This is a genomic window from Streptomyces sp. JJ36 (assembly GCF_021696945.1).
Taxonomy (GTDB): domain Bacteria; phylum Actinomycetota; class Actinomycetes; order Streptomycetales; family Streptomycetaceae; genus Streptomyces.
Genome location: NZ_JACYHE010000112.1, coordinates 1 through 11736, shown reverse-complemented (window position 1 = coordinate 11736; position 11736 = coordinate 1). Strand labels below are relative to the sequence as shown.

Sequence of the window (11736 nt, the reverse complement as noted above, 5' to 3'; positions counted from 1 at the left end):
CGTTCACGCTGTTGTCGCCGGTGAGCAGGCCCACCCGTCCCGGGGCGTACGCCGCGCCCCCTTCGCCGTCCACCGCCACGCCCTCCGTGGCCGCGGGTGTGGCGCCCGCAGGGGCGGTGGCCTCCCCGGGCCCCGCCGCCCCCGCCGCGTCCGCGCGTGCCCGTCCGCCCGCCACCGCGCCCACGCCGGCCCCCGTGGAGGCCCGGGAGCGCTGACCACGGCCCCGGCGCCCCGCCGTACGCCCCGACCGAGCCCCCGCCCCCCGACAGAGAAGGCCCACCACGTGCTGACCGTCGACTTCTCCCGTTTCCCGCTCGCCCCGGGCGATCGCGTCCTCGATCTCGGGTGCGGCGCCGGGCGGCACGCCTTCGAGTGCTACCGGCGTGGAGCCCGGGTGGTCGCCCTCGACCGCAACGCCGAGGAGATCCGCGAGGTCGCGCAGTGGTTCGCGGCGATGGAGGAGGCCGGTGAGGCGCCGGCCGGCGCCACCGCGACGGCCGTGGAGGGCGACGCGCTCGCGCTGCCGTTCCCCGACGACAGCTTCGACGTCGTGATCGTCTCCGAGGTGATGGAGCACATCCACGACGACAAGGGCCTGCTCGCCGAGATGGTCCGGGTGCTGCGGCCCGGCGGCCGGATCGCGGTGACCGTGCCCCGCTACGGACCGGAGAAGGTCTGCTGGGCGCTGAGCGACGCCTACCACGAGGTGGAGGGCGGCCACATCCGCATATACCGCGCCACCGAACTCCTGGAGCGGCTGCGGGAGGCCGGGCTCCGCCCGTACGGCACCCACCACGCGCACGCCCTGCACGCGCCCTACTGGTGGCTCAAGTGCGCCTTCGGCGTGGACAACGACCGGGCGCTGCCGGTCCGCGCGTACCACAAGCTGCTGGTCTGGGACATCGTCAAGCGCCCGCTGGCCACCCGGCTCGCCGAGCGCGCGCTCGACCCGGTGATCGGCAAGAGCTTCGTCGCGTACGCCACCAAGCCGCATCTGCCCTCCGTCACCGGGGAGCGGCCGTGACGAGTCCGGGGCGCACCGACCGGCTGGCGCTCCCCGGCGTGCTCACCGCCGCGCAGGCCGCCGAGACCGTGCGCGGCATCACCGCCGTGCAGCGGGCGGACGGCGCGATCCCCTGGTTCCGCGGACACCACCTCGACCCGTGGGACCACACCGAGGCGGCGATGGCGCTGGACGCGGCCGGCGAACACGCCCGCGCGGAGGCCGCCTACCGCTGGCTCGCCCGGCACCAGCTCCCGGACGGCTCGTGGTACGCCGCCTACGCCGACGGGGACGCCGCCCGGCCCACCGACCGGGCGCGGGAGAGCAACTTCTGCGCCTATGTCGCCGTCGGCGTCTGGCACCACTACCTCGCCACCGGCGACGAGGCGTTCCTGGAGGAGCTCTGGCCGGTGGTGCGGCGGGCGACGGGCTTTGTCCTCGGGCTCCAGCAGCCGGGGGGCCAGATCGGGTGGAAGCGGGAGGACGACGGCACCCCCGTCCCCGACGCCCTGCTCACCGGCTGCTCCTCCATCCACCAGGCGCTGCGCTGCGCCCTGGCCCTCGCCGAGCACCGCGCGGAGCCGCAGCCGGACTGGGAGCTGGCGCTGGGGTGGCTCGCGCACGCGGTGCGGCACCACCCCGAGCGCTTTCTCGACAAGTCCCGGTACTCGATGGACTGGTACTACCCGGTGCTCGGCGGGGTGCTGCGCGGCCCCGCGGCGAAGGAACGCCTCGAGGACGGCTGGGACGCCTTCGTGGTGCCCGGCCTCGGGGTGCGCTGTGTGCTGCCCAACCCCTGGGTCACCGGGGGCGAGAGCGCCGAGCTGGCGCTGGCGCTCTGGGCGGCGGGTGAACGGGACCGGGCCGTGGACGTGCTGCGCTGGATCGGGCATTTGCGGGCGGAGGACGGCATGTACTGGACGGGTTACGTCTTCGCGGACGCGGCCGTCTGGCCCGAGGAACGCACCACCTGGACCGCCGGCTCCGTGCTGCTCGCGGTGGCCGCGCTCGGCGGCGACGCGGCGACCACGGCGGTCTTCTCCGGCGAGGGGCTGCCCGCCGGGCTGGACCCGGACTGCTGCGGCGCCTGCTGAGGCCTTCCGCGGGGACGGTCGCCCTGGACGCGGGGCGTCGTGCGACGTCGGGGGACCGTCACACGCGCCGCAGCCGGACGGCCAGCGTGTGGCCGATCGCCAGGTAGACCACGGCGGCGATGCCGTAGTTGACGACGACGCGCACCCAGTCCGTGGAGATCGAGAACAGGTCGTGGGACCACCCCGCCAGCCAGCGGGCGGCGTCGTGCAGGACCGTGACCAGATCGTTCGACGGGTTGGCGTCGAGCAGGTAGAGCAGCACCCACAGCCCGATGATCCCCGCCATCAGATCCGCGGCGAGCTGTACGGCGAGCGCTGCCCGGCCTGCTCCGCTCCGTCTCGCATCGACAGACATAACGATCGCATAACCGGTTCTGCGGCGTCCAAACCCGACAGCCCCACCGGGGTGCCGGGCTGACGGCCCGTCAGCCGGTGCCGGACCCGTGCCGTCCGCGGCGGGTCACACCGGGCACGACGACGGCCCCCCGCCCGCGAGAGGCGAGGGGCCGTGCCGGGGATCGCGTACGGCCGTGCGGACGACCGGTCCGACCGGTCAGCCGCGCTGGATGCCCGAGGTGTCCTGGAGGACGCCCCGGCGGCCGTCCTGGGTCTGCGCGACCAGCGCCTGACCGCGCTGCTCCACGGCCAGGTACCAGGTACCGGGGGCCAGTTCCGCGACGGGGTTCGGCGAGCCGTCCTCCGGGAAGAGCGGCCGGGCCACCGGCACCGCGAACCAGAAGGGCTGGAAGTCGGCGGCCGGAGCGGCCGCCGGCCCGCCCTGCGGCTGGCCCTGCTGCGGGCCGGGCTGCGGCTGGCCCGGCTGCGGCTGACCGGGCTGCGGCTGGCCCGGGTAGCCGTAACCGCCCTGCTGCGGCGGCTGCGGGCCGCCCGGCTGGCCACCGTAGGGCTGCTGCGGCTGGCCGGGGTAGCCGTAACCGCCCTGCTGCGGCGGCTGCGCGCCGTACGGCTGCTGCTGCGGGCGGCCGGCGCCCATCAGCGGGGCCTTGATGGCGGGCACCACGGAGTTGAGCACCCCGAACACGGCGACGACCAGTCCGCCGATCACGGTCAGGAAGGCACCCGCGCTCAGGTCGATGTTGTCGTTCGGGTCCGGCCCCTCGTCCGGGACGGGCACGATGTTGGCCGCCAGCGACCAGAGGGCCGCCCAGCCGACGACCACGGACAGCACCGTGGCGATCTGCGGCAGGGTGAGACCCAGCGGCCGGACGTGGTCGCCCAGCGCATGCCCGAGCACGAAGAGCACGGCGGCGGCGAGGGCGAGCAGGTGCACCGTCGGCAGCATCGGGAAGGTCGCCGTCGACCACGCGCTGACCTCGCACGTGTCGCCTGAGCAGCCGCCCTTGATCTTGAAGAACGTCAGAAACGAAGCGATCAGGAGCAGCAGCGCTCCGGCGGCCACCGCGGCGTCGCCTCGCGTGAGCGAACGGAAGTTCAACGTGGGGTCCTTAGTCGATTCAGTGGTCTGTGTGGTCTGACTGCCGGGGGTGAGCACCCATCGTACGGGCGGCTCCGTGTGCTCATCGGACCGACCGTCTCCTTGGTTTCGTTATGGGCGGTTTCCCGGTGTGCGGTTCTTCTGTGAGCGTTCGGTGAGGAGGAAGTCGGCGATCCCGTCGGCCACTCCCCGCGCCGCCCGCCCGCGCCACTGCGCGTCGCCGAGGAGTGCGGCGTCCCGCGGATCGCGCATGTTGCCGCACTCGAGGAAGACCTTCGGCACCCTGGTGAGGTTGAGCCCGCCGAGGTCGTCCCGGGTCACCAGGCCGTCGCCGCCGCCGGTGTAGTCCGCTGGGCGGGTGCCGGTGGCGCGCCCGAAGCGGGCGGCCAGCGCCTCGCCCAGGCGGCGCGAGGGTCCCACGACGGCGGTGGTGTCGGCGCGGCCCTCCCGCACGGAGGCGGGCAGGATCACGTGGAAGCCGCGGTCGCCGGGTGCCGAGCCGTCCGCGTGCAGCGAGACCGCGGCGTCGGCGCCGGCCCGGTTGCCGAGGGCGGCCCGCTCGTCGATGCACGGCCCCCACGGGCGGTCGCCGTCCTGCGTCAGCCGTACCCGCGCACCGCGGCGCTCCAGGAGGTCCCGGACCCGGCGGGCGAGATCGAGGGTGAACCGGGCCTCGGGGTAGCCGGCTTCGCTCTCCGTACCGGTGGTGTCGCACGCCTTCCGGTGGGTGCCGACGTCGACCCGGCGGGCGATCTCCTCCGGGTGCCGGTGGTTGGACGGGTTGTGGCCCGGGTCGAGCACGATCGTCCGCCCGCGCAGCGGCCGCTCCGCCTCCGGCGACGCGCCGCCGTCCGGTGACGGGACGCGCTCCGCACCTCCCTGCCGGTCCCGGTCCCGGGTGGGGGAGGCGTCCGGCGCGGGCCCGGGGCCCCGGTCGCCACCCGGGCCCGCCGTCCGCCAGGCCAGCCAGCCGGCGCCGCACAGCGGCAGCAGCACCACGGCGACGAGCAGCAGGGTGCGGAGCGGGCGGGGCGGGCGGGCGTACGGCACGTCGGGGAGCGTAGCGGCCGGCCGTTCAGGCGAGCGGACCGGTGCGGCGCAGCACCCGCAGCGAGCGGGTCGCCGACACCTCGGTGAAGGCCCCGGAGTCCAGCGCCCGGCGCAGCATCCGGTACGGCGCCTGCCCACCCTCCGCCGGGTCCTCGAACACGTCGTGCACCACCAGCAGGCCGCCCTCCGCCAGGTGGGGCGCCCAGCCCTCGTAGTCGCCCTGAGCGTGCTCGTCGGTGTGCCCGCCGTCGACGAACACCAGCCCGAGCGGCGTGCCCCACACGGCGGCGATCTGCGGCGACCGGCCGACCAGCGCGACGACGTGGTGCTCCAGCCCGGCGGCGTACAGGGTGCGGCGGAACCACGGCAGGGTGTCCGTCCGGCCGGTCGCCGGGTCGACCAGCTCGGGGTCGTGGTACTCCCAGCCGGGCTGCTGCTCCTCGCTACCCCGGTGGTGGTCGACGGTGAGCGCGGTCACCCCCGCCGCCCGCGCCGCGTCGGCGAGCAGCAGCGTGGAGCGCCCGCAGTAGCTGCCGATCTCCAGCAGCGGCAGCCCCAGCCGCGCCGCCTCCACGGCGGCCGCGTGGAGGGCCAGTCCCTCGTCCACGGGCATGAAGCCCCGGGCCGCCTCGAAGGCTGCCCGGACCTCCGGGGCGGGCCCGGGCGGCGGGGGTGTCGCGGTCCCGGCGGCGCCGGAGGGGGTGCGGGTCATGCCCGCCATGCTGCCCCACCCGCCCGCCGCCCCCGCCACGGGGGGCGCCCCGGACGGCCGGCGCCGGGCGGGCACAATGCTCCCCGGGAGGGGGAGCGATGACCGGACGCGGGAAGCGGAGTGCGGCCGTGGTGTGGCTGGTGCTCGTGGTGGCGGGGGCCGCAGGGACGCTCTGGCTGCGGGACTCCGCGGAGCCGGAGCCCGGGCGGTGGGAGGAGGCCCCCGCGGGCTCCCGGACGGTGCCGCCCGCCGGCGAGGAGGGGTGGGACTGCCCCACGCCGAGCCCGGTGCCGGACGGTTCGTACGGCGTCCTCTGCGCGCGCGGCCCCCGGTAGCGTTCACCGGAGGAGGCACGGCCGCCGTGCGCGGTGACGGAAGTCTGACGTTCCGCGCGCGGGCCTGGCGCCCGGCGGCCCCGCGGTGCTCGAATCGTCCGCACCCCGCAGGTCCGTGGCCGACGTCGGCGCGCCTGCTGCCGGGCGCCCCCGGCCGGACAGACCCCGCCCACGGCGCCGGCTCCGGCGCGGGTCCTAGGACCCGCGGGGCATCGCGGGTCGGCGGATCCTCCCATGTGTCCCGTCGCCTGCGGTGGGACCATGGCACGCATGGTCCAGCCCCCTTCCGTCGCTCGTTCCGCCGCCGGCATGTCCCGCGCCTCCCGTCGCGCGGGGCGTCCCCCGCACCTGTGGGCCGTGGTGCTCGCCGCGTGTGCGGGCCAGTTCCTGGTGGTGCTCGACGTCTCCGTCGTCAATGTGGCGCTGCCGTCGATGCGGACGGACCTCGGGCTCAGCGCGGTCGGCCTGCAGTGGGTGCTGAACGCCTACACCCTGACCTTCGCCGGGTTCATGCTGCTCGGCGGCCGGGCCGGCGACCTCTTCGGGCGGAAGCTGATGTTCCTGACCGGGCTCGGGGTCTTCGCGGCCGCCAGCCTGGCGGGCGGCCTGGCCCAGGAGGGCTGGCAACTGGTCGCCGCCCGGGCGGCGCAGGGCGTGGGCGCCGCGGTGCTGGCGCCCTCCACGCTGACCATCCTCACCACCGCCTTCCCGGAGGGCCCGGCCCGCACCCGGGCCATCGGCACCTGGACCGCGGTGGGCGCCGGCGGCGGCGCGGCCGGCGGACTGGTGGGCGGCGTGCTGACCGGCGCTCTCTCCTGGCGCTGGGTGCTGCTGATCAACGTGCCGGTGGGCGCGCTGGTGCTGGTGGCCGCCGCACTGTGGCTCGCCGAGAGCCGGGACGGCGTACGGCGCCGGCTGGACGTGCCCGGGGCCGTGCTGGTCACCGGCGGCCTCAGCGCCGTGGCGTACGGCATCGTGCAGACCGAGTCGGCCGGCTGGACCGCGGCCTCCGCCCTGGTGCCGCTGGCCGGGGGGCTGCTGGTGCTGGCCGGGTTCGTGGCCCTGGAGGCGCGTACCCGGGAGCCGCTGGTCCCCCTCGGGCTGTTCCGGCTGCGCTCGGTGTCCGCGGCGAACGTCGCCATGTTCGTCAACGGCGCGGCGATGTTCTGCATGTGGTACTTCATGTCGCTCTACATGCAGAACGTGCTCGGCTTCACGCCCGTCCAGGCGGGTCTCGGCTTCATCCCGCAGTCGCTGAGCATCGTGCTGGGCTCCAAGCTGGCTCCGCGGGTCATGCAATGGACCGGGGCGCGCACGCTGGCCGTCACGGGCACCCTGGTCGCGGCCGGCGGCTACTTCTGGCAGACCGGCATGCACGCGGGCGGCGGCTACCTGGACACGGTGCTCGGGCCGGGCGTGCTGATGGCGCTGGGTGCCGGGCTCTCGGCCACACCGCTGGCGTCGGTCGCCACCTCCGGTGCGGAGCCGGGCCGGGCGGGCCTCGTCTCCGGGCTGATCAACACCTCCCGCACCATGGGCGGAGCGCTCGGCCTGGCGATCCTCTCCACCGTGGCCGCCGGCGGCATCGAGGGCTCCGGGGCCGCCGGGCAGGCCGCGGGATACGCGCTGGCCTTCCGCACCGGGGCCTGGATGCTGCTGGGCAGTGCCGTGCTGATGCTCCTGACGCTCCCGCGCCCGGAGGGCCGGGGGCCGCAGGAGGGCTCCGACGACGGCTCTGCCCGCCCGGCCCGTGCGGACCGGACGGCGGCGGAGCGGCGTACCGGCTGACGCGGCGGGTGCGGCAGTCCGTGCCGGTGAGGAGTCCGGGGCCGGGCGCCGGCGGGCGGGCGCTGCGCGGCCCGCCGCGCCGGACCGGTCGGCGGGTCCGCCGCGCGCCGGTGTGCACCGGCAGCGGTTGCGGGGCGCGGGGTCCGGCGTGGTGCCGTCCGCCTCAGCCCCGGGCGGCCGGGGCGCCGCCCGTCCGCCTCAGCTCCGGGCGCGGTCCTCCGCGGGAGCCGCCCGGTGGCGGCCCCGCCCGCCCTGCCGGGTCTCCTCGGCCTGGGCCGCCGGGCCGCGGTGCTTGCCGCGTCCCGCGGGGACCGTGTCGGGGGAGGGGTAGCGGTGTTCCGGCGTGTCCTCGGAGTGTGCGGACAGGGCGTCGGACATGGAAGAAACGGCTCCGTGCTGCTGGCTCGTACGTGGGCATGCGCGTCCCGCGGCGCTCGGGCGCACGATTCTAACGAGGCGTCGGCTGCCGGTCAGCCCGGGGGACGGCCGTCCCGCATCCCGGACGGGCGGGCCGCGGCGCCGGGGCCGCCGGCCCCGGCCGGCAGGGGGAGACGCCCGCTCAGCCCGGGGACAGGAGGGTGCGCCCGGCGCCGCGGGCCCTGGCCGGCCCCGGCGCACGGACCTGCCCCGCGGCCCCGGGAGGAGGCGCCCGCTCAGCCGTGGGCCGGCGGAGCCTGCTGGAGCGGAACCGGCCGGGCGGCCGCCCGGACCCCCTGGGCGAAGCGCGCCACCGCTGAGCGCCCGGGCCGGACCGGCGGGCGCGCGGGCGGGGAGACCGCCGTGGCGGCGTCCTCCTCCGGAGCGCCGAGCGGCAGGCTCGCCAGGCCGCACGGGGTCTGCTCGGTCCGGTAGGGCAGCCGCAGCGTGCCGTCCGCCGTCCACAGGCCGGAGCCGGTCAGCCAGCCGTGCGGAGCGGGAAGGTGCCGCAACGTCCGCTGCACGGGCCGCCAGAGCGCGACCCAGGTGCCGTTGGGCCCGTCCACCCGCAGCCCGACCCCGCACTGCTCCGGCACCAGCACCTGCCCGGGCTGCACCGCGAACGGGGTGAGCCGGGCGCTCTCGGGCCGGAGCGCCTCCGGGAACCGCACCGGCCGCTCGCTGCCCAGCACGCCCCAGCCGAGCCGCTCCTCGCCCGGCGCGTCCGAGCGGACCAGCAGCAGCCCGCTTTCCGGATCGGCGAGCACCAGCCGGTCGTCGCTTTCCTCGGTGATCTGGAGCAGCGGGGACACCTCCCCGCCGCGCGCGAGGTCGACGGCGACCGTCTTGGTGCGGGTCCGGCCGGCGCCCGCCGACTCCGTGCGGTCCAGGGCGAGCAGCCGGCCCTCCCGGTCCAGCCAGGCCCCGCCCGAGCAGCGCCCGGGCACCTCGGCGACCTGCTGCGGGCCGAAGGCCCCGCCGGCCACCAGCCAGACCAGGGTGGAGTGGGCGCCGTGCGTGAGGGCGTACGCCAGCCGCCCGCCGGGGGCCGGCGGCAGCAGCGTCAGCCGCTCGGAGTCGACGGCTCCCAGGGTGAGTTCGCCGGTCTCCGGGCCCGTGGGGTACAGCAGGGCGAGCTGGTGCCGGCGCTCCACGCGGCGGGCCACCAGCACCCGTCCGTCGGCGAGCGGCAGCACCGCGCACTCCGGGCCCTCCGGGCGCTGCACGGGCAGCGGTACGGCGTACGGCTCCGGGCCGTCCAGCGTCCAGCGCTCGACGTGGCGGTCGCCGCCCGGGCCCGCGGCGAGCCGGGCGCCGTAGGAGCCGTCGGCTGCGATCACGAAACCGGTGCGCCCGGCGGTCCCCCCGCCGCCGGGGGCGGTCTCGACGGCACAGGCTGTCATGGGTCGATCACCTCCGGCGACGAAGCTAGGGGTCGTACTTCCGGGCGAACAACGGGAGTTGAGTGCCTTCACACATAAGGGTGGCGGTGTGCCGGATCGCCTGAAACCGGCCGGGTGCATGTGCTGCCGGGAGGTGCCACGCCGCGCGGGGGCACCCCGTGCGGGCCCCGGCGGCCCGTGGTGCGGCGTCGCCGGGGCTCTCCGGGGCGCGGCTCCGCCCGCGCCCGCGGGTGCCGCCGTGACGGCTCGACGTACCGGCACGGGTGGAAGGTAGCCTTTCACCCGTGCCCGTACTCTCCGACGTCATCGCCGCGCTCGACGGCCTGTGGCCCCGCGAGCGCGCCGAGCAGTGGGACGCCGTCGGACCGGTCTGCGGCGACCCGGACACCGAGGTGGACCGGGTCCTCTTCGCCGTCGACCCGGTCCAGGAGATCGCCGACGAGGCCGTCGCGCTCGGCGCCGGACTGCTCGTGACCCACCACCCGCTCTATCTGCGCGGCACCACCACCGTCGCCGCCGACACCTTCAAGGGCCGGGTGGTGCACACCCTGATCCGCAACGGCGTCGCGCTGCACGTCGCGCACACCAACGCCGACCGCGCCGACCCCGGCGTCTCCGACGCCCTCGCCGGCGCCCTCGGGCTGCGCGTCCTGGGTCCGCTGGTGCCCGATCCGGACGATCCGGACGGGCGGCGCGGACTGGGACGGGTGTGCGAGCTCGACGAGCCGATGGAGCCCACCGCCTTCGCGGAGCTGGTCGCCGCACGGCTGCCCGCCACCGCCCAGGGCGTGCGCGTCGCGGGCGACGCCGGCCGGCCGGTCCGTACGGTGGCCGTCTGCGGCGGCAGCGGCGACAGCCTCTTCGACCGGGTGCGGGAGACCGGCGCCGACGCCTATCTCACCGCGGACCTGCGCCACCACCCCGTCTCCGAGGCCCGCGAGCACTCCCCGCTGGTGCTGGTCGACGCCGCGCACTTCGCCACCGAGTGGCCCTGGTGCGAGCAGGCGGCCGCCGAGCTCGACGCGATCTCCGACCGGAACGGCTGGGGCCTGCGCACGCACGTCTCCCGTACGGTCACCGACCCCTGGACCGCCCATGCGGCCTCCGCCCCGGCGCCCGGGAGGGCCCCCGCGCCCTCCGCCGCGGCCGGGACCGCCGCACCGACGACCTCTGGAGCCCCCAACTGAACGCCGCGCCCGCCGACCAGATCCGCCTCCTGGACCTCCAGGACCTCGACACCCGGCTCGCCCAGCTCGCGCACCGGCGCCGGACCCTGCCCGAGCACGAGGAGATCCAGACCCAGGAGGCCGACCTCGCCCAGCTCCGTGACCTGCTGGTGGCCGCGCAGACCGAGGAGAGCGACACCGCTCGCGAGCAGACCAAGGCCGAGCAGGACGTCGACCAGGTGCGGCAGCGCGCCGCCCGCGACCAGCAGCGGCTGGACTCCGGCGCGGTGACCAACCCCAAGGACCTGGAGAGCCTGCAGAGCGAGGTGGCCTCGCTGGCGCGGCGGCAGAGCGACCTGGAGGACGTCGTCCTGGAGGTCATGGAGCGCCGGGAGGCGGCGCAGGAGCGCGCCGCCGAGCTGACCCAGCGGGTGGAGGCGGTGCAGGCCAAGGCCGACGACGCGGTCTCCCGTCGCGACGCGGCGGTGGCCGCCCTGGACGAGGAGGCGGCGGGGATCCGCAAGGAGCGCGAGTCGGCGGCGGGCGCCCTCCCGGCCGAGCTGCTGAAGCTGTACGAGAAGATCCGCGAGCAGCAGGGCGGCGTGGGTGCGGCCCGGCTGTACCGGCAGCGCTGCGAGGGCTGCCGCCTGGAGCTCAACATCACCGAGCTCAACGAGGTGCGGGCGGCCCCCGAGGACGCCGTGGTGCGCTGCGAGAACTGCCGCCGCATCCTCGTCCGCACTCCCGAGTCCGGTCTCTGATGGCGGGCCGTACCTTCCTGGTCGAGGCCGACGGCGGCTCCCGCGGCAACCCCGGACCGGCCGGCTACGGCGCGGTCGTCCGGGACGCCGCGACCGGCGAGACGCTGGTGGAGACCGCCGACTTCATCGGCCGGGCCACCAACAACGTCGCCGAGTACCGGGGGCTGGTCGCCGGGCTGCGGGCGGCGTACGAGCTGGACCCGGCCGCGACGGTGCGGGTCCGGATGGACTCCAAGCTGGTCGTCGAGCAGATGTCCGGCCGCTGGAAGATCAAGCATCCCGGCATGCGGGAACTCGCCGCCGAGGCCCGGGACGTCTTCCCGCCCGGCGCGGTCACCTACGAGTGGGTGCGCCGCGACCGGAACAAGCACGCCGACCGGCTGGCGAACGAGGCCATGGACGCCGGCCGCCGCGGGGAGCGCTGGTCGCCCGGCGCGTCCACGGCCGATCTCGACACGGCCGGTCCCGGCACGGCGGCCTCCGGGGCGGGTGCCACGGAGGCGGGCGCGGCCGGCGGGGCCCGCGAGGCCTCGCGGGCCGGCACGCCGGCC

The 11736-nt window shown here is 76.7% G+C and carries 13 protein-coding genes and 1 pseudogene; 7 read left to right on the top strand and 7 right to left on the bottom strand.

The annotated features are described in order from the left end of the window. Window positions 1–184 (bottom strand): annotated as a pseudogene (locus HOY81_RS25785) (hypothetical protein); the annotation flags it as partial. Between the two features lie 99 nt (window positions 185–283). Between HOY81_RS25785 and HOY81_RS25780 the strand changes: the two are divergent. Both HOY81_RS25780 and HOY81_RS25775 read left to right on the top strand, forming a co-directional pair. Continuing rightward, window positions 284–1024, top strand: a complete 741-nt coding sequence (locus tag HOY81_RS25780) for a class I SAM-dependent methyltransferase (RefSeq protein WP_237323113.1) — start codon at window positions 284–286, stop codon at window positions 1022–1024. After that, window positions 1021–2097: a prenyltransferase gene (locus HOY81_RS25775; protein ID WP_237323112.1), complete on the top strand. Its 1077-nt coding sequence runs from the start codon at window positions 1021–1023 to the stop codon at window positions 2095–2097. Before HOY81_RS25780 ends, HOY81_RS25775 begins: the two co-directional genes overlap by 4 nt. 58 nt (window positions 2098–2155) lie before the next feature. On the opposite strand, the gene HOY81_RS25770 is transcribed toward HOY81_RS25775, so the two are convergent. The 4 genes from HOY81_RS25770 to HOY81_RS25755 all read right to left on the bottom strand — a co-directional run bounded on the left by HOY81_RS25770 (window position 2156) and on the right by HOY81_RS25755 (window position 5315). Then, window positions 2156–2452, bottom strand: coding sequence for a hypothetical protein (locus HOY81_RS25770; RefSeq protein WP_237323111.1), 297 nt, complete (start codon window positions 2450–2452; stop codon window positions 2156–2158). 198 nt (window positions 2453–2650) lie between these two features. Beyond that, on the bottom strand, window positions 2651–3553 hold the full coding sequence (locus HOY81_RS25765; RefSeq protein WP_237323110.1) for a hypothetical protein: 903 nt from the start codon (window positions 3551–3553) through the stop codon (window positions 2651–2653). Window positions 3554–3664: 111 nt separating this feature from the next. Beyond that, on the bottom strand, window positions 3665–4603 hold the full coding sequence (locus HOY81_RS25760; RefSeq protein WP_237323109.1) for an N-acetylmuramoyl-L-alanine amidase: 939 nt from the start codon (window positions 4601–4603) through the stop codon (window positions 3665–3667). 25 nt (window positions 4604–4628) lie between these two features. After that, on the bottom strand, window positions 4629–5315 hold the full coding sequence (locus HOY81_RS25755) for a class I SAM-dependent methyltransferase (protein ID WP_237323108.1): 687 nt from the start codon (window positions 5313–5315) through the stop codon (window positions 4629–4631). A 98-nt stretch (window positions 5316–5413) separates the two neighbouring features. On the opposite strand from HOY81_RS25755, the gene HOY81_RS25750 reads away from it, so the two are divergent. Beyond that, window positions 5414–5650 (top strand): hypothetical protein, encoded by a 237-nt coding sequence (locus HOY81_RS25750; protein WP_237323107.1) that lies wholly within the window; start codon window positions 5414–5416, stop codon window positions 5648–5650. Window positions 5651–5959: 309 nt separating this feature from the next. Then, complete coding sequence (locus tag HOY81_RS25745) at window positions 5960–7438, top strand: MFS transporter (RefSeq protein ID WP_237323115.1); 1479 nt, start codon at window positions 5960–5962, stop codon at window positions 7436–7438. 198 nt (window positions 7439–7636) lie between these two features. Here HOY81_RS25745 and HOY81_RS25740 read toward each other — a convergent pair whose 3' ends face one another. Together HOY81_RS25740 and HOY81_RS25735 are read right to left on the bottom strand one after the other, a co-directional pair. After that, window positions 7637–7816, bottom strand: a complete 180-nt coding sequence (locus HOY81_RS25740) for a hypothetical protein (protein ID WP_237323106.1) — start codon at window positions 7814–7816, stop codon at window positions 7637–7639. Window positions 7817–8091: 275 nt separating this feature from the next. Further along, complete coding sequence (locus HOY81_RS25735) at window positions 8092–9258, bottom strand: hypothetical protein (protein ID WP_237323105.1); 1167 nt, start codon at window positions 9256–9258, stop codon at window positions 8092–8094. Between the two features lie 284 nt (window positions 9259–9542). Here HOY81_RS25735 and HOY81_RS25730 point away from each other — a divergent pair, with 284 nt between their 5' ends. The 3 genes from HOY81_RS25730 to HOY81_RS25720 all read left to right on the top strand — a co-directional run. Then, a complete protein-coding gene (locus HOY81_RS25730; protein WP_237323104.1) occupies window positions 9543–10445 on the top strand; it encodes a Nif3-like dinuclear metal center hexameric protein in 903 nt (300 codons plus the stop codon). Next, window positions 10442–11185: a zinc ribbon domain-containing protein gene (locus HOY81_RS25725; protein WP_237323114.1), complete on the top strand. Its 744-nt coding sequence runs from the start codon at window positions 10442–10444 to the stop codon at window positions 11183–11185. Before HOY81_RS25730 ends, HOY81_RS25725 begins: the two co-directional genes overlap by 4 nt. Further along, the coding region (locus HOY81_RS25720) for a reverse transcriptase-like protein (RefSeq protein ID WP_237323103.1) at window positions 11185–11736 on the top strand (552 nt) is incomplete at its 3' end. The genes HOY81_RS25725 and HOY81_RS25720, both read left to right, overlap by 1 nt.

Coding starts and splice junctions, on each gene's coding strand:
- HOY81_RS25770 (WP_237323111.1), bottom strand. CDS start 2,452: ATGTCTGTCGATGCGAGACGGAGCGGAGCAGGCCGGGCAGCGCTCGCC.
- HOY81_RS25755 (WP_237323108.1), bottom strand. CDS start 5,315: ATGACCCGCACCCCCTCCGGCGCCGCCGGGACCGCGACACCCCCGCCG.
- HOY81_RS25750 (WP_237323107.1), top strand. CDS start 5,414: ATGACCGGACGCGGGAAGCGGAGTGCGGCCGTGGTGTGGCTGGTGCTC.
- HOY81_RS25745 (WP_237323115.1), top strand. CDS start 5,960: ATGTCCCGCGCCTCCCGTCGCGCGGGGCGTCCCCCGCACCTGTGGGCC.
- HOY81_RS25740 (WP_237323106.1), bottom strand. CDS start 7,816: ATGTCCGACGCCCTGTCCGCACACTCCGAGGACACGCCGGAACACCGC.
- HOY81_RS25735 (WP_237323105.1), bottom strand. CDS start 9,258: ATGACAGCCTGTGCCGTCGAGACCGCCCCCGGCGGCGGGGGGACCGCC.